The following is a 16,492-nucleotide window of genomic DNA, read 5'->3' on the forward strand; positions in this document are numbered from 1 at the left end:
GCCGTCGCGGGTCAGCGCTTAGGGGCGCCGTAGACCCGGTCGACGTGCAGGCGCACCACGAGGCGTCGGTCGCGGACCATCGCCGCCCGGTAGTCGTCCCAGTCCGGGTGCTCGCCGAGCACGTCCCGGTACAGCCGGATCAGTTCCTCGACGGTCTCGTCGTGCGGGTCCCGGGCGACCGGGGACAGCTCGGCCGTGCCCTCGGCGACCGTGTACGCCCAGCGGTCGGCGCTGGTGACGTGGTAGGAGGCGCGGGGGTCGCGGCGCAGGTTGCGGGTCTTGGCGCGGTCGTCGGTGACCGAGATCCGGATGATCCGCTCGTCGGGGTAGTAGGCGTGGCTGACGTTGGACAGCTGGGGACGGCCGTCGCGCTTGAGGGTGACCAGCACCCCGCCATGGCCGTCGGAGAGGAGGTCGAGCAGCGCGTCCTGTGCCGGTTCCTGAGTCATGACGGGGTCAACCCTGCGCGGCCCGCCGGGCATTCCCTCAGCCGGGAGGAGCGGCAGGCGCCGCCCGCGACCCGCGGTAGACACTGTCTACGCACGCCTGGTAGACAGTGTCTATGACTGAGTCCGACATCGGGTTGCGCAAGCGTCTGGTCGACGTGGGAGCGGAGCTGCTGGCCGCCGAGGGGCTGCAGGCGCTCACCCTGCGGGAGATCGCCCGGCGCGCCGGCGTCTCGCACGGGGCGCCGCGCCGCTACTTCCCCACCCATCTGGAGCTGCTGTCGGCCATCGCCCGCCGCGGCTTCGACGATCTGGCCGAGCGGGTGCGCAGCACACTCGCACACGAGCCCGCCGACCCGCGCGCACAGGTGGCGGCGCTCGCGCGGACGTATCTGGAGTTCGCGCTGCACAACCCCGGCATGTACGAGCTGATGTTCCGTCACGACCTGCTGGAGAGCGGACATCTCGGGTTGCGGGAGACGAGTCTGCCCCTGTTCGGTGTGCTCGCCGGGCTGGTCGGTGAGGTGCGGCCCGAGGCCGACGCACGGCGGGTGGCGGGCGCACTGTGGGCGAACCTGCACGGGATCGCCCAGCTGTGGCGCTGGCGCAGCCTCCAACTGGCCCTCGGTGAGGACGACTTCGGCCGGTTGCTCGATGCGGTGCTGGCGGCCCACCTGGGCGCGGACGGCGACCGGTGAACCGGCGGTGGACGCTGGCGAGCAGTGTGGCGGGCGCGGTGGTCGTCGCGCTGGACGGCACGGTCCTCACGGTCGCCCAGCCCCGTCTGCAGGGGGACTTGGGCGCGTCGTTCGCCGAGGTGCAATGGACCAGTACGGCGTACCTCGTCGCGGTGGCGAGCCTGCTGGTGTTCGCGGGGCGGCTCGGCGACCGGTACGGGCAGCGGCGGGTGTTCGCGCTGGGCCTGCTGGGGTTCGGGGCGGCGTCGGCGGGGATCGGTGCCGCGCCCTCGGTGGGCTGGGTGATCGGACTGCGGGCGGTGCAGGGAGTGTTCGGCGCGCTGTTGCAGCCGGCCACGCTGGGCATGCTGCGGGCCGCGTTCCCGCCGGACCGGCTGGCCGGGCCGCTCGCCGTACGGACGGCCGCGATCGGGCTGGCGGCGGCAGCGGGGCCGCTGGTGGGCGGGGCGCTGGTGGGCGGCCTCGGCTGGCGGGCGGTGTTCTTCGTCAACGTGCTGCCCGCGCTCGTCTTCGGCCTGCCGGCCCTGCTGCGGCCACAGCCGCCCGCCGCGGGCTCCCGGACAGCGCTGGACGTGCCGGGGGCCGCGCTGCTCGCGGTGTCCCTGGCCTGCCTGGTGCACGCGCTGACCGCGCCGCCGGACTTCGTGGCGGGCCTCGCCGCCGCCGCGGTCACCGCCGCCGTCCTCGTGCGGCACGAACGGCGTACGGCGAGCCCGCTGCTGCCGGCCGCGGTCCTCGGCTCGCGGGCGGTCGGGGCGGCGCTCGGGATGCTGGTGGCCGTCTCCGCGGCCCTGTTCGGCGCCCTGTTCGTGGCCACCTACGTGCTGCAACGCCGGCTCGGCCTCGACCCGTTGCCCAGTGCCCTGCGCAGTCTGCCCCTGGCGGTGCTGATGGTGGCGTCCGCCGCGCTGTGCCCGGTGCTGCTGCGCCGGTTCGGGGCGCGCGGTACGACGACGGCGGCGACGGCTCTGCTGGCGCTCGGTGTCCTCGTGCTGTCCGGCACCACCGCCGCGCCGGCGCTCGGCTGTGCGTTCGCCCTGCTGGGCGCGGGCTTCGGCACGGTGATGGTGGCGGCCACCCAGGTGGTCGTACGGCGGGCGCAGGTGGCGGTGGCCGGAGTGGCGGGCGGACTGCAGCAGACAGCACTGAACGTCGGCCCGGCCGTCGGCGTCGCCACGGCGACCGCCCTGATGGACACCGGAACCGGTCAGGCCCTGCTGGTCCTGGCAGCCGTCGCAGCACTCGGCATACCGCTGGCCCGCGCGCTGCCGGGCATCGGGGACGGGGATGCACTGCCCGGCATCGGGGACGGGGATGCACTGCCGGGGGCCGGTGACGGGGATGCGCTGCCGGGGGCCGGTGACGACCGTTCGGTGCCCGGGCCGGACGGCGACGATCCGCTGCCAGGGACCACCCGCGCCCGATCGCTGCCTGGCATCGAGGGCGCCCCTTCGTCTTCCTAGACCGCAGGCATCATCCGCCGCCCGGACCCACCCTCGCCCGGCTGGTGCCCTGCGCCAAGGCGCCCCTTCGTTGCCCTGGACCGCGAGCGACCACCCGCTGCCGGAACCACCTCGCCCGGCTTCTGGCCCGCACCGAGGGCCACCCTTCGATGCCCTGGAGCCGCAAGCGACCATCCGTCAGGGACCGCCCGTGCCCGATCGCTGCCTGGCATCGAGGGCGCCCCTTCGTCTTCCTGGACCACAGGCACCATCCGCCGCCCGGACCCACCCCCCGCCCGGCTGGTGCCCTGCACCACGGGAAACCCTCGTCGCGTGGGACCGGAAGCCGCCGTCCGCTGCCCCGGGCCGGCCATGAGCCCTCTGCTGCCCGGGACCCTCTGGCGCCTCCCTGGCGGCGCGGTCCGGTGACGGGGGCGGGCGGCCGCTGCCGGTGCCGTTGCGTCGATGACGTGCGGCGCTGAGCAGCGGGTGGGTAAGGGTGCTCCTGCGGGACGATGAGGGGCGGGTGCTTCCGGTGGGCGGCCGGGGCATCGCGGACGAGGTGACCGGAGGAGAGCGATGGCACAGCTGCGGCAGGAAGCCGACCCGGGCGAGGCGGGGCTGGACGTCGAGGCGCTGGACCGCCTGGACCGGCAGTTCGCCCGCTACGTCGACCAGGGGCGGCTGCCCGGCTTTCTGGTGGCCCTGTCCCGCGGCGGCCGGGTCGCCCATCTCACCACATACGGCCGGCGCGATGTCGCGGCCGGCCTGCCGGTCGAGGCGGACACCCTGTGGCGGATCTACTCGATGACCAAGCCGGTCACCGCGGTCGCCGTGCTGCTGCTGGCGGAGGAGGGCAGGCTGTCCCTGGACGACCCACTGGACCGCCATCTGCCCGCATTCGCCGACCCGGTGGTGTACGAGGGCGGTTCGGGCGCCGAGGTGCGCACCCGCCCGGCCGCAGGCCCGATCCTGATCCGCCATCTGCTCACCCACACCGCCGGCCTCACCTTCGGCTTCTACTACCGTCACCCCGTCGACGCCCTGTACCGCGAGGCCGGCCTGGAGTACTCCGTCCCGCCGGGCAAGAACCTCGCCGAGACGGTCGCGGTGTACGCGCGCATGCCCCTGCAGTTCGATCCCGGCACACAGTGGAACTACTCGGTCGCCTCGAACGTGCTGGGCCGGGTCGTCGAGGTGGTGTCCGGGCAGCCGCTGGACGCGTTCTTCACCGAGCGGATCCTGCGTCCGCTCGGCATGACCGACACCGGCTTCCACCTCGGGCCCGGACATACGGGCCGACTGGCCGAGTTGTACGGGGAGACGGACGACGGCGGGATCGAGCCCGTGCCGGGACTGCCGGTGCACGGCCGGCCGCGGTTCCTGTCCGGCAGCGGCGGCCTGGTCTCCTCCGCGTACGACTTCCACCGGTTCATGGAGATGCTGCGCCGGGGCGGCGAACTGGACGGTGTCCGGCTGCTGTCCGCGGACAGCGTCGCGCAGATGACCCGCAATCAGCTGCCCGGCGGCGCGACGCTGCGGTCCTTCGGCGCACCCGTCCATCAGGAGCGGGGCAACGACGGGCTCGGCTTCGGCTTCAACGTGTCGGTGGTGACCGACCCGTCCCGCACCCCGGCCCCGTCCACCCTCGGCACGTACGGCTGGACCGGTGTGGCCACGACCGCGTTCTGGGTCGACCCGGCCCATGAGCTCACGGTGCAGTTCATGACGCAGATGCGCCCGAAGACGCTGAAGATCTTCCCGGAGCTGCGGCGGCTCGTGCACGCGGCACTGGTGGACTGAGCGCCGAGGACGCCGCCCGCCGCTCGTCCCCCATGGGGAGCGGCGGCGGGCCGCACGGTCCGGCTTCAGGAGCCGTGCGCGACGGCGTCCAGATGGGGCAGGATGTGGTCCATCCGCTCCCGCTTGGTGCGCAGATAGGTGATGTTGCTCTCGCACGGCTCGATCAGCAGCGGCACCTGCTCGGCGACCTGGACGCCGTGCCGGACCAGCGCCTCCCGCTTGCGCGGGTTGTTGGACATCAGGCGTACCGAGCGCACCCCGAGGTCGCGCAGGATCCCGGCCGCGACGCCGTAGTCACGGGCGTCCACGGGCAGGCCGAGCGCGAGGTTCGCCTCCACCGTGTCCAGGCCCTCCGCCTGCAGTGCCATCGCGCGCAGCTTGGCGAGCAGTCCAATCCCGCGGCCCTCGTGGCCCCGCAAGTAGACGACGATCCCGCTGCCTTCGGCGACCACGGCGCGCAGGGCGGCCTCCAGCTGGTCGCCGCACTCGCAGTGCCGGGAGCCGAACGCGTCCCCGGTCAGGCACTCGGAGTGCAGCCGGGTCAGCACGTTCTCGGTGCCGATGTCGCCGTACACCAGGGCCACTTGCTCGTCACCGAGGTCGTGGTCCAGGTAGCCGATCGCCTGGAATTTCCCGTACACGGTGGGCAGCGGTGCATTCACGACGCGTTCCACGCCCGACCGCCGCGAGGACTTCTTGCCGAGTACGCCGAGGTTGGCGCCGGTGTTTTCTGTCATGATCTGATTCCTAAGCAGAGACGAAAGGCCGTGAAAAGATGAGTGGTTCGGGCGCGCGTGCGGCGGCAGGCGAGGGGACGTACGACGTGGCGAACGGCGTGCTGCCGACGGACACCACGGAAGACGTACGGAGGCGGGGGGCGGGCGTTTCAGCACAGGTCGCCGTCCTCCCCGTCGGGAGCTTCGAACAGCACGGTCCGTTCCTTCCGCTGGCGACCGACACGCTCGTCGCCTGCGCCGTGGCGCGGGAGATCGCCGCCGCGTACCCGGTGCACCTCCTTCCTCCGGTGACGGTCTCCTGCTCGCACGAGCACGCCAACTGGCCGGGGACCGTCAGCATCTCCTCCGTGACCCTCCATGCGGTGGTCCGGGACATCGCGGCGTCGCTGCGCCGCTCGGGCGTCGGCGCGCTGGTCGTGGTCAACGGGCACGGCGGCAACTACGTGCTGGGCAACGTCGTCCAGGAGGCCTCCGCGTGCGGCGAGCGGATGGCACTGTTCCCGGCCGCCGAGGACTGGGAGTCGGCCCGGGAGCGGGCGGGGGTGCACACCTCGCTGCTCACCGACATGCACGCGGGAGAAATCGAGACCTCGATTCTGCTGCACGCTCACCCCGAATTCGTCCGCCCTGGTTACGAGTCCGCCGATTTCACCGCTGACGACCGTCGTCATCTGCTCACCGTGGGAATGTCCGCCTATACCGAATCGGGTGTCATCGGCCGTCCTTCCCTGGGGTCGGCGGAAAAGGGGAAGGAACTCCTGGCGAGCCTGGCGGAATCCTTCGCACCGTATTTCGCGTTGCTCACCTCGGCGGAGGGGCGCGGGTAGTCCCCGGCGGCAGCGGGGCCCGGCTCCTCGGTCACGGCGGCCGGGCCGGGGTCCGCCGGCGCGCCGGCGGGGCGCAGACCGGCGTACCAGCGCGCGGCGAGGACAAGGGCGCCGGGCAGGCTCGCCACGAAGCTGAGTACGCCGTACACGACGGCGACGGCGACACCGGTGCTCGCGCCGAGACCGGCGGCGCCGAACGCCCAGGCGGTCACGCCCTCGCGGGGGCCGAAGCCGCCGACGTTCAGCGGCAGACCCATGGCGACCAGGGCGAGGACCGCGAGCGGGACCAGTACCGCGACGGGGGCGGCACAGCCGGCGACCCGGGCCGCCACGACGAACATCGCCAGGTGCCCGGCCAGGACGAGAGCGGAGGACACGGCGATGCCCGGGCCGCCGCGACGGGAGAGCAGGCCCCGGCGTGCCTCGCCGAGGGCGGTGCGCAGGGCTCCGGTCCGGCGCGAGGGCGCGCGGTTCATGCGGACGGCGAGGCCGACGGCGAGCGCCCCGGCCGCCGCGAGGGCCACCAGCGGGGCGAAGTCGCGGGCCTCGGCGCGGACCGGGGACGGCAGCGTCGGCAGCACCGCCACGGCGAACACGGCCAGCGCGATCTGCCCGGCGACGCGTTCCAGTACGACGGCCTTCACCCCGCGCCGCAGGTCACCGGCGCTCTGTCCGTGCCGGACCGCCCGGTGTACATCGCCCAGGATCCCGCCGGGCAGCGCCGCGTTCAGGAACAGCGCCCGGTAGTAGTCGGCGACGGCGGGGCCCAGCGGCAGCCGGATGCGCAGGCCGCGGGCCACCAACTGCCAGCGCCAGGCACTGAGCACGGTGGTGGCCGCGCCGATGCCCAGCGCGGCCAGCACCGTCACCGTGTCGATCCGCCGCAGCCCGTCGAGGAGCACACCGGTGCCCAGCCGCCACAGCAGGAAGCCGAGGACGACGACGCCGGTGACGCTGCCGACGTGCCTACGCAGCGCGCGGAGTCGGGGACGGCCGGGGCTGGTGGGCTGCGGGGCCTCGGAGGCCGGCGGCTCCGTGAGCGAGGACCGCGAGGACCGCGAGGACGAGGACGGCTCCGGCATCCGGGTGCCGGCCGCGCGGGCCGTCTGCCCGGCGTCCACGCCAGGGTGTGCGGGTGCGGGGTGTGGGCCCGCACTCTGCACATGCGCGGGTGCCGCGCGGACCAGGCCGGCGTCGTGCGGGCGGGCGGGCGCCGGGCCGGTGGGCAGCACGCGCGCGTGGGCGTCGGCTCCGGTGACCCGGTGCTCCGCCTCCACCGCAGCCGTCCGCGGGGTCATGACGCCCCGCCCGTCGGCCGGGGCAGGGCCAGCAGGTCGCTGTGCTGGACCACGACCCGCAGTTCACCGGCGGCGCAGGCGGCGAGCCGGTCCCGCAGATAGCGCTCGGCACGGTCGCGCAGCTCCGGCCGCTGCTCCACGGCCGCGCCCACCCAGCCGCGCAGCCACTGCTCGGTCAGCGCCGACTCCTCGGGGCCGAGTCGCCACGGGCTCGGATGCACGCGTACGGCGGCGCCGCGCTCGGCGAACGCCTCGCAGGCCGCGGTGACCGCGTCGGGACCGAGCAGCCCGGCGCGCCGCTGATGGGCGTTGAACGCCTCGGCGATCTCCGCGTCCAGCGGGTCGGCCGGGGTGAGTTCGACGCGGCCGGCGACCGACAGCGTGAGCAGCGCGGGGCAGCCGGCCCCCGCGCAGGCGTCGGCGAGGGTGACGACCTCCTCGCGGGTGAGGACGTCGAGCAGCGCGGAGGCGGTGACCAGCGAGGCCCCGGCCAGCGCGTCCGGGGTGAGCCGGGCCACGTCGCCGCGCCGGGTCTCGACGGTGACGCCGCTGCCGTCGGCGGCGGAGCGCGGGGAGCCGACGGCGGCGAAGTGCAGCAGGTAGGGGTCGCGGTCGTGCAGGACCCAGTGCTGGGATCCGTCCAGGCGGGGCGCGAGCCAGCGGCCCATCGAGCCGGTGCCGCAGCCCAGGTCGTGCACGGTCAGTGCGCCGGTGCGGCCGGGCGGGTTCGCCAGCCGGATCCGCAACGCGTCCAGCAGTTCCTCCGCGCGGGCGGCCGCGTCGGCCCCTTCCCTGAGCCGCAGCCATTCGGGCGCGTACCGGGGCGGCTCCTCGGGCTCGCTGTCCCGCAGCCGCACGGTGACCCGCTCACCGCGACTCCCCACGGGCCCGGCTCCGGCGACCACCCCGGTCTCCTCACCACCACCGACGGCACCGCCGAACTCCCCGTCTCCCACCGCCCCGTGGGCGGCACCGCTCTCCCCGCCCCCGGCGACGACCTGGCCGCTCAAGTCCGCAGTGCTCTCCGCCGCCTGCGCACCCGCCGCGGCGGCCGGAGTGCGGGCCTCCTCGCGACCGGCGTCGGGTACCGGCTCCGCCTCGGCACCGCGCAGCGCGCGTACCTGCCTCGGCCCGGACTGGGCCGGTATCGACGAGATGCCGTTTGTCGTGGTGTGCGGGCCGGTCATGCCGCCCTCCTCGGGGTTTCGGGGAGTCGTGCGAGGACTCCGGCCAGGCTGCGGGCGGTGGTGGCCCAGCCGTCGAGTGCGGCGCGGCGGGCGCGGGCCGCGGCCTTGAGCCGGCGGCGCACGTCGGGCTCGCCGAACCAGCCGCGCAGTTCGGCGGCGAGCGCGGCGGGGTCCTCCGGCGGGACGAGGATGCCGGGCACCCCGCCGTCGGGGGCACGGCCGACCGCCTCCGGCAGGCCGCCCACGTCGGTGGCGAGGACCGGGACACCGCGGGCCAGCGCCTCGGTGACCGCCATGCCGTAGGTCTCGGCGTAGGAGGTGAGGACCATCAGGTCGGCGGCGGCGTACGTGGCGTCGAGGTCCGCGCCGGAGCGCGGGCCGGTCAGGTGCAGCCGGTCGGCGAGGCCGTACCGGGCGATCAGTTCCCGCAAGTGGGCGACGTACGCCGGATCGTGGCCGAGTCCGCCGACCAGTTCGCAGGTCCACGGCAGGTCCCGTACCGTCGCGAGCGCCTCCACGAGCCGGTGCTGGCCCTTGCGCGGGGTGACCGCGGCCACGCACAGCAGCCGGGACACGCCGTCGGTGCCGGGCGCGAGCGGCGCGATGTCGGCGCCGGGCGCGGCGGCATGCACGCGTTCGGGGGCGAGGCCGTGGTGGGAGAGCAGTCGGCGCACCGCCCAGTCGCTGGTCGCGATCACAGCGGGCACGGCACGCAGCACGGCGCGTTCGCGGGCGTCGAGGTCGGCGGCGACGGCCGGGTCGAGACCGGTCTCGTCGCCGAGCGGAAGGTGGACGAGCACCGCCAGGCGGAGCCGGCCGGTCTCCGCGGTGATGACCTCCGGGACGGCGCAGGCGACGAGCCCGTCCAGCAGGACGACCGCGTCGTCCGGCAGGTCCCGCAGGGTGCGGGCGAGGCCGTCGCGGGCCGCGCGGTCGGGGCGCGGCCAGGTGCCGGGAGCGGCGTGCGGGGTGACCTGCCAGCCGAAGCCGGGCAGGTCCAGGCTGACCCGGCGGTCGTAGGCGTTGCCGCCGCTGGGCGCGGCCGGGTCGTCGACGCCGCCCGGCAGGACGAAGTGGACGGTGCGCAGGGACATGGGGACGATTCCGGCCTTCTCGACGGCGATGGCCTTCTCGACGGCGATGGCCTCGTCCTCGACGGTGGCCTTCTCCTCGGCGGTGGGCTTCTCGTCGGCGGTGGGCTGCGCCGGCACATAGGCCAGCCGCGCCGGCGCCGTGGTCGCCCCGGTCACAGGCCACGCTCGTAACTCGCCCAGGCGACATGGGACTCGTGTAGGGTGACGCCGATACCCGCGAGTCCCTTGGCGCCCTCGCCGAGCGCGCCCTTGTGGACGCGTTCGGCGAGCCGGTCGGCGATGACCTTGGCGAGGAACTCGGTAGAGGTGTTGATGCCGGCGAACTCGGGTTCGTCGTCGAGGTTGCGGTAGTTCAGCTCGGCGGTGATGGCGCTCAGTTCCTGCGTGGCCAGGCCGATGTCGACCACGATGTTGTCCTCGTCCAGCTGCTCGCGGCGGAAGGTTGCGTCCACCAGGAACGTGGCGCCGTGCAGGCGCTGCGCGGGCCCGAACACCTCGCCGCGGAAGCTGTGGGCGATCATGATGTGATCGCGGACGGTGATGCTGAACAACGGACGACCCTCCAGGTACGGCGCGTCTGGTCCCCCGGTCCTTACCCGTCGGGGGATGCCGGATAGTACGGCTCTCCGCCTCCCCGCGTTCAGCCCCCTCTCACTCTTTTCTCAGGTCAGGCCGGTTCCGCGTACCGGACCCGGTGGCACAGGGCGGGGACCTCGCCCGAGGCGAGCTTCGGCAGGACGTCCGGGAGTTCCTCGAAAGCGCTCTCCCCGGTGATGAGCGCGTCCAGTGCCGGGTCGGCGAGCAGGTCGAGGGCGAGCGCCATCCGGTCGCCGTAGCCGCGGCCGGGGCGGGCGGCCGGGGACACGGTGCCGACCTGGCTGCTGCGCACGGTGAGCCGGCGGGAGTGGAAGGCCTCGCCGAGCGGCAGGGCCACGCGCCGGTCGCCGTACCAGCTCAGTTCCACGACCGTGCCCTCGGGCGCGAGGAGTTGCAGGGCGCGGGTGAGGCCGGCCTCGGTGGCGCTGGCGTGCACCACGAGGTCGCAGTCGCCGAGGGCGCCGTCGGGCGTGGCGAAGTCGACGCCGAGCGCCTCGGCGGTCCTGGCGCGGGCCGGGTCGGCGTCGACGAGCTGCAGCCTGACGCCCGGGAAGCGGGCGAGCAGCGCGGCCACCGAGCAGCCGACCATGCCACCGCCGACCACCGCGATCCGGTCGCCGATCAGCGGCGTCGCGTCCCACAGGGCGTTGACGGCGGTCTCCACGGTTCCGGCGAGCACGGCCCGCGCGGCGGGGACCCGTTCGGGCACGACGGTCACGGCGCTCGCCGGGACGACGTAACGGCTCTGATGCGGGTAGAGGCAGAAGACCGTACGTCCGATCAGCTCGGCCGGCCCCTCTTCCACCTCGCCGACGCTGAGGTAGCCGTACTTGACCGGACCAGGGAAGTCGCCCTCCTGGAACGGCGCCCGCATCAGGGCGTGTTGGCTCTGCGGCACCCCGCCGCGGAAGACGAGCGTCTCCGTGCCGCGGCTCACCCCGGAGTACAGGGCGCGCACCAGGACCTCGCCCTCGGCGGGCGCCGCGAAGGTGACGTCGCGCAGCTCGCCGTGGCCGGGTGAGCGCAGCCAGAACGCCCGTGCCGAGCGGTTCATCGGCATCCTCCTGAACGATAGGGAAGTTGTTCACGTACCGAGAAGTGCACAGGCCGCGCACAGTACGCGGCGTTGATCGACTCTGTCACTCGGCCGGAGGGTGTGCGGTGGCCCTGAACAACACGTATGACGCGAGGCTCCAGCAGGAGACCGCTGTGGGAGCGGGCGTACAGCTGCTGCTGCTCGCGCTGCTCGGCACGGCGATCGGCATGGGGCCGGCCGGCTGGCTTACGGGGCTGGCGTTCGCGTTCGCCACCTGGGCGGTGCTGGCCCGTGCGCTGCACCGCTCCCCCCTGCGCTCCTTCGGCCCCGCGAACCGGGTCACGCTCGGCCGGGCGACCCTGGTGGGCGGGGTGACCGCGCTGGTCGCGGACTCCTTCGAGAGCGCGCCGCCGGTGACGCTGCTGGTCGGCCTGACCGCGGTCGCCCTGCTCCTGGACGGCGTCGACGGCAAGGTGGCCCGCCGCACGGGGACCTCGACGGCGCTCGGCGCGCGCTTCGACATGGAGGTCGACGCGTTCCTGATCCTGGTGCTGAGCGTGTACGTGTCCATGCAACTCGGCCCGTGGGTGCTGCTGATCGGCGGCATGCGGTACGCCTTCGTCGCCGCCGCCCGGCTGGCCCCCTGGCTGAACGCCCCGCTGCCGCCGTCCTTCGCCCGCAAGACCGTCGCCGCCGTCCAGGGGGTGTGCCTGCTCCTGGCCGGCGCCGAACTGCTCCCCCACCTGGCGAACCTCGCGGTCGTCCTGCTGGCGCTGGGCTCGCTGGTGTGGTCCTTCGGCAGGGACGTGCGGTGGCTGTGGCGCACCTCCCGGATGCCCGTGGAGCCGGCGGCCGGGGTGCAGGTCCTGGAGCTGGCGGCGCGCTGAGCGCGGCCCGACGGCGACGCAGAGGGCCCGGACCGGGTGACCGGTCCGGGCCCTTCGTCATGCTTCTTCGGCTGTTACGACCGTGCCGCCCGGCTGCGTACGATCGCGAACGCGGCGGCCGCGAGGCCGAGGACGCCGACGGCCAGGCCGGCGATGCCGAGCCCACGGGCGGTGGAGTCGCTCGTGCCGGCCGCTTCGGCGGTGGCGGCGGCGGTCTTGGCGGGCGCCGGCGCGGCGGTGGCATCACCGGCCGTCAGCTTCAGCACCGGGGCCGGGTTCTCCGGCTCCTCTCCGCCCGTCGGCTCCTCGATCCAGCGCGCGACCTTGCCGTCGGAGTAGGTCTGCAGGGTCTTGAACACCAACTGGTCTGTGTTGTCGGGAAGTTGACCGAAGGCGACGTCGAAGTCCTCGTACTGCCCGGCGCCGATCTTCCCGCCGGTGAAGGTGATCTCGGAGGCGGCCTCGGTGATGGTGCCGTCGTCGGTCTTGACCGGCGTCTTGAGCTTGGTGGTGGTGACCTTGGCGGTCCAGCCGTCCTGCGGGTGGACGAGCACGCCGAGGACGGGGTGGTCGGTGGGCAGGAAGACCTGCACCTTGGTGGTGGAGGCGCTGTCCTCCTCGTTCGGGACGCGGAAGGTCAGCACACCGTCGGTGGCTCCCTTGGCGTAGCTCTCGGGGTGGACGGTGACGTGCGCGAAGGCGGCACCGGCGGCGAACAGGACCGTCGCGGCGCCGACGGCGGCGACGGTTCCGGCGCGGCGCGCGGTGAGACGTGCTGCGGACATGGACATGGGTGAGTCGATCTCCGTACGGGTGATGGGTCGTTCGGGGTCAGAGCGAGTACGGGATCGGGGCCGGGGGTCCGCGCCGGCTGACCGCGTGCCGCAGCAGGGCCGGGCGGGGCGGGGCGGGGGCGACCGGGACCCGCGGGGCGGCACCGGCGGGGGCGGGCAGCGGGGAGCCGCGCCACCAGGCGAAGAGACCGGGTACGAGCGTGGCGGCCCGGCGCAGCAGCGACCACAGGGCGGCCTCACCCCGCCGCAGCCACCAGGAGGCGGCGAGCGCGGCGAGGACGTGGGCGGCGGTGGCGTGGCCGGTGAGATGCGCTGTCACCTGGGCGTGCGTGTGCATCGCGGCCATGGTGTGCCCCGGCATGGCGGCCATGTGCGCGGTCCCGAAGCCGGGGCGCGCGGCGTCGAAGCCGAGGTGCAGTCCGGCCTGGGTGAGCAGCGTGGCCGCACCGATGCCGGGCAGCGACCGCTCCCGGCCGCCGAGGACCCAGCCGAGCGCGAACACGGCGAGGAAACCGGCCGCGTCGGCCCACAGCGGCGGCATGGCGCCCATGGCAAGGCCGTGCCCGGCGGCGGCGAGCAGCACGCACACCGCGGCGAACACCGCGGCACGCAGGGCTCTCACCGCCGGGGACGCGCTCATGGGACTCATGGTGAGGGATCCTCCCACGGCTGGGTGATACGCGCGGCGCGGACGCTGTGTTCAGCGGCCGGGGGAACACACTCGCACCGGACGGCTGACTCCCCCGGCCCGGACGCTCCCCGGCCGTACAGCGGTGCGCGGAACCCGCACCACACAACCGCAACCGTCTCTCGGGTCCCGCACCACGAACCGCGTCGGTCCGTGGTGCGGGTCCGGGTCCGGGACCCGTGCTGCCTACCGGACCGGTGCGGGTCGGGGCGCCGGGACGTAGCCGGCGGGCCGGGTCGTGAAGGTGCCCCGGCCCTGGGTGCGGCTGCGCAGCCGGGTGGCGTAACCGAACAGTTCGGCCAGCGGTACGGTCGCGGTCAGTACGGCCGTACCGTCGCGGCTCCCGGACCCGCCGACCCGGCCGCGCCGGGCTGCCAGGTCGCCGAGGACCGAGCCGACGGCGTCCTCCGGCACGGTCACCGTGACCTCGGCGACCGGCTCCAGCAGGGCGACCGCGCAGGCGCGCAGGGCCTCGCGGAGCCCGAGCCGGCCGGCCGTGCGGAAGGCCGTGTCGGACGAGTCCTTCACGTGGGTGGAGCCGTCGGTGAGGGTGACCCGCACCCCGGTCACCGGGTGCCCGTCGAGCGGTCCCTCGGCGAGCGCGTCCCGGCAGCCGGCCTCCACCGCGCGCACGTACTCCTGCGGCACCCGCCCGCCGACCACGGCGGAGCGGAACTCGAAGCCGGTGACGCCGGTTTCGGGTCCGAGCGGTTCCACGTCGAGCACGACATGGGCGAACTGCCCCGCTCCGCCGTCCTGTTTGACGTGCCGGTACACGAACCCGGTCACCCCTTCCAGGACCGTCTCGCGGTGGGCGACCCGCGGCCGGCCGACGCCGACCTCCGGTCCGCCGTCGCGGCGGATCTTCTCCACCGCGACCTCCAGATGGAGTTCGCCCATCCCGGACAGCACGGTCTGCCCGGTCTCGGCGTCGGTACGCACCACCAGCGAGGGATCCTCCTCGGCGAGCCGTGCCAGCGCCGCCGCCAGCCGGCCGGTGTCCGTGGCGCGCCGGGCCTCGACCGCCACGGACACCACGGGTTCGGCGGCCACCGGCGGTTCCAGCAGCAGCGGTGCGCCGGGGTCGCACAGGGTGGAGCCGGCCCGCGCCGCCTTCACGCCGGCGAGCGCGACGATGTCACCGGCGACCGCCCGGTCGAGCTGGGCATGCCGGTCCGCCATGACCCGCAGGATGCGCGCGACGCGCTCGGTGCGCCCGGTGCCCGGGTCCCGCACGGTGTCTCCCTTCTCGATGGTGCCGGCGTAGACGCGCACGTAGGCCAGCCGCCCGGTGGCGCTCGCGTTCACCTTGAACACCAGCCCCGCGAACGGCGCTTCGGGGTCGGCGGCCCGCCGCTGCTCGGTGCCCTCGTGGACACCGCGTACGGCGGGGACGTCCAGCGGCGAGGGCAGATAGGCCACGACCGCGTCCAGCAGCGGTTCGATGCCGCGGTTGCGGTAGGCGGAGCCGCACAGCACGACCACGCCGTCCCCGGTGCGGGTGAGGTCACGCAGGGCGGCGGCGAGGGTGCCGGCGTCGAGTGTGTCCCGGTCGCAGAACTCCTCCAGGGCGGCCGGGTGCAGCTCCGCCACCGTCTCCTCCAACGCCCGGCGCCGCCGTAGCGCCTCCTGCCGCAGCGGCTCGGGTACGGGCCCCGCCAGGGCCGTTGCGGCACCGTCGGCCCAGACCAGCGAGCGCATCCGCACCAGGTCGACCACTCCGGTGAACGCGTCCTCGGCGCCGATGGGCAACTGGACGACGAGTGGCGCGGGATGCAGCCGCTGCCGGATGGACTCGACGGCCCGGTCGAGCTCGGCGCCCGCGCGGTCCATCTTGTTGACGAACGCGATTCTCGGCACACCGTGCCGGTCGGCCTGCCGCCACACCGACTCGCTCTGCGGCTCGACCCCGGCGACGGCGTCGAACACGGCGACCGCCCCGTCGAGGACCCGCAGCGAACGCTCGACCTCGTCGGCGAAGTCGACGTGCCCGGGGGTGTCGATCAGGTTGACGCGGTGGCCGTCCCAGGCGCAGCTGACGGCGGCGGCGAAGATGGTGATGCCACGGTCGCGTTCCTGCGGGTCGAAGTCGGTGACGGTGGTGCCGTCGTGCACCTCGCCCCGCTTGTGGGTGGTGCCCGTCGCATACAGGATCCGCTCGGTGACGGTGGTCTTGCCGGCGTCCACGTGAGCGAGGATGCCGAGGTTGCGGACGGCGGCGAGGGTGGTGAGGTTCGTGCGCACGGCCCGGGGCCTTTCTGGCGATCAGGGAAAGATCCTGAAAGATCAGGAAAAGGGCAGCGCGATTTACCCGTGCGTCCGGGTCAGCGAGGCGTCACGGGCGTCCGGTGCCGGCCGCGCAGCGGGCACCGGCCGGACCAGGACACGAGGATCACCTCGTACCGGGATCGGGGAGCGACGACAGCGGTGCGTGCGCGCACGGCCGGGCTCCCCTCTGTGTCGGTCGACAGGCGCCGCCGTACGGTCGTCGCGGCGCTCGGTACGGCATGACGGTACGAGAGCGGCGCGGCCGGGGCACGTGATTTTCCGGGCGGGTCGTGGATCACCTGGATCCGGCCGCCTCCGGCTGTCCCGGACTACCGCTGGGGGATGGCGAGTTCGCGGCCGCGGTAGAACCCTTCCCGCTCCTCGACGACGAAGGGGGCCATGGCCGCGCGCCGTTGCGCCTCGTGCTCGGAGGACCTCCAGGCGTCGCACGCCTCCTGGGAGTCCCAGAACGACACACCGGTGATCTCCTGTCCGTCCTCGGACCAGTAGGCGTAGGCACGGCGAAGGCCCTGCGGGGAGGGTGTGGGCCGCCACGCCTGTTCGAAGTCCTCCAGGGTGTCCGGCCGGATGCGGCGGGTGGTCACCCAGATGTAGTGCTCTTCCATCGCGGCCTCCTGCGCAACGCCGGCTCGGTCGGCTCGCCGGGCTCTCTCCGCCCACCGTAGGCGC

Annotated in this window: 15 protein-coding genes and 1 pseudogene; 5 read left to right on the forward strand and 11 right to left on the reverse strand. The window is 74.3% G+C overall.

The window, feature by feature from the left end:
- Positions 1-11: 11 nt before the first annotated feature.
- Positions 12-449: a PPOX class F420-dependent oxidoreductase gene (locus ACIGXP_RS09245; RefSeq protein WP_363220096.1), complete on the reverse strand. Its 438-nt coding sequence runs from the start codon at positions 447-449 to the stop codon at positions 12-14.
- A gap of 113 nt (positions 450-562) precedes the next feature.
- Here ACIGXP_RS09245 and ACIGXP_RS09250 point away from each other — a divergent pair, with 113 nt between their 5' ends.
- From ACIGXP_RS09250 to ACIGXP_RS09260, 3 genes are all read left to right on the forward strand, one after another.
- A complete protein-coding gene (locus tag ACIGXP_RS09250) occupies positions 563-1,144 on the forward strand; it encodes a TetR/AcrR family transcriptional regulator (RefSeq protein WP_399765909.1) in 582 nt (193 codons plus the stop codon).
- Positions 1,141-2,607, forward strand: a complete 1,467-nt coding sequence (locus ACIGXP_RS09255) for an MFS transporter (protein WP_399765912.1) — start codon at positions 1,141-1,143, stop codon at positions 2,605-2,607. The genes ACIGXP_RS09250 and ACIGXP_RS09255 overlap by 4 nt, the downstream gene beginning before the upstream one ends.
- Before the next feature lie 558 nt (positions 2,608-3,165).
- Entirely contained in the window at positions 3,166-4,389 is a 1,224-nt protein-coding gene (locus tag ACIGXP_RS09260) for a serine hydrolase domain-containing protein (RefSeq protein ID WP_399765915.1), read from the forward strand.
- A gap of 65 nt (positions 4,390-4,454) precedes the next feature.
- Here the strand turns inward: ACIGXP_RS09260 and ribA are convergent, their stop codons facing one another.
- On the reverse strand, positions 4,455-5,126 hold the full coding sequence (ribA, locus tag ACIGXP_RS09265; RefSeq protein ID WP_363220054.1) for a GTP cyclohydrolase II: 672 nt from the start codon (positions 5,124-5,126) through the stop codon (positions 4,455-4,457).
- Between the two features lie 38 nt (positions 5,127-5,164).
- Between ribA and ACIGXP_RS09270 the strand changes: the two genes are divergently transcribed.
- Complete coding sequence (locus tag ACIGXP_RS09270) at positions 5,165-5,953, forward strand: creatininase family protein (protein WP_399765919.1); 789 nt, start codon at positions 5,165-5,167, stop codon at positions 5,951-5,953.
- A 170-nt stretch (positions 5,954-6,123) separates the two neighbouring features.
- Here ACIGXP_RS09270 and ACIGXP_RS09275 read toward each other — a convergent pair.
- From ACIGXP_RS09275 to ACIGXP_RS09295, 5 genes and pseudogenes are all read right to left on the reverse strand, one after another.
- A pseudogene (locus ACIGXP_RS09275) lies at positions 6,124-7,251 on the reverse strand (lysylphosphatidylglycerol synthase domain-containing protein); the annotation flags it as partial.
- A complete protein-coding gene (locus ACIGXP_RS09280) occupies positions 7,248-8,438 on the reverse strand; it encodes a class I SAM-dependent methyltransferase (RefSeq protein WP_399765922.1) in 1,191 nt (396 codons plus the stop codon). The gene ACIGXP_RS09280 and the pseudogene ACIGXP_RS09275, both read right to left, overlap by 4 nt.
- Positions 8,435-9,580, reverse strand: coding sequence for a glycosyltransferase family 4 protein (locus ACIGXP_RS09285; RefSeq protein WP_399766155.1), 1,146 nt, complete (start codon positions 9,578-9,580; stop codon positions 8,435-8,437). The genes ACIGXP_RS09280 and ACIGXP_RS09285 overlap by 4 nt, the downstream gene beginning before the upstream one ends.
- 104 nt (positions 9,581-9,684) lie before the next feature.
- Complete coding sequence (locus ACIGXP_RS09290) at positions 9,685-10,083, reverse strand: 6-carboxytetrahydropterin synthase (RefSeq protein WP_363220051.1); 399 nt, start codon at positions 10,081-10,083, stop codon at positions 9,685-9,687.
- A 116-nt stretch (positions 10,084-10,199) separates the two neighbouring features.
- A complete protein-coding gene (locus ACIGXP_RS09295; protein WP_399765925.1) occupies positions 10,200-11,183 on the reverse strand; it encodes a zinc-binding alcohol dehydrogenase in 984 nt (327 codons plus the stop codon).
- Positions 11,184-11,290: 107 nt separating this feature from the next.
- Here ACIGXP_RS09295 and ACIGXP_RS09300 point away from each other — a divergent pair, with 107 nt between their 5' ends.
- Complete coding sequence (locus tag ACIGXP_RS09300) at positions 11,291-12,052, forward strand: CDP-alcohol phosphatidyltransferase family protein (RefSeq protein ID WP_363220049.1); 762 nt, start codon at positions 11,291-11,293, stop codon at positions 12,050-12,052.
- A gap of 74 nt (positions 12,053-12,126) precedes the next feature.
- Here ACIGXP_RS09300 and ACIGXP_RS09305 read toward each other — a convergent pair whose 3' ends face one another.
- From ACIGXP_RS09305 to ACIGXP_RS09320, 4 genes are all read right to left on the reverse strand, one after another.
- Positions 12,127-12,837: a YcnI family protein gene (locus tag ACIGXP_RS09305; RefSeq protein WP_399765929.1), complete on the reverse strand. Its 711-nt coding sequence runs from the start codon at positions 12,835-12,837 to the stop codon at positions 12,127-12,129.
- 46 nt (positions 12,838-12,883) lie between these two features.
- A complete protein-coding gene (locus ACIGXP_RS09310) occupies positions 12,884-13,486 on the reverse strand; it encodes a hypothetical protein (protein ID WP_399765931.1) in 603 nt (200 codons plus the stop codon).
- A 234-nt stretch (positions 13,487-13,720) separates the two neighbouring features.
- Positions 13,721-15,778 carry an elongation factor G gene (gene fusA / locus ACIGXP_RS09315; protein WP_399765934.1) on the reverse strand — a complete coding sequence of 686 codons (2,058 nt, stop codon included), beginning with the start codon at positions 15,776-15,778 and terminating at the stop codon, positions 13,721-13,723.
- Positions 15,779-16,131: 353 nt separating this feature from the next.
- Positions 16,132-16,428 carry an antibiotic biosynthesis monooxygenase gene (locus ACIGXP_RS09320; RefSeq protein WP_399765937.1) on the reverse strand — a complete coding sequence of 99 codons (297 nt, stop codon included), beginning with the start codon at positions 16,426-16,428 and terminating at the stop codon, positions 16,132-16,134.
- Positions 16,429-16,492: the final 64 nt, after the last annotated feature.

It is taken from the genome of Streptomyces sp. NPDC053069 (assembly GCF_044546895.1).
Classification (GTDB): domain Bacteria; phylum Actinomycetota; class Actinomycetes; order Streptomycetales; family Streptomycetaceae; genus Streptomyces.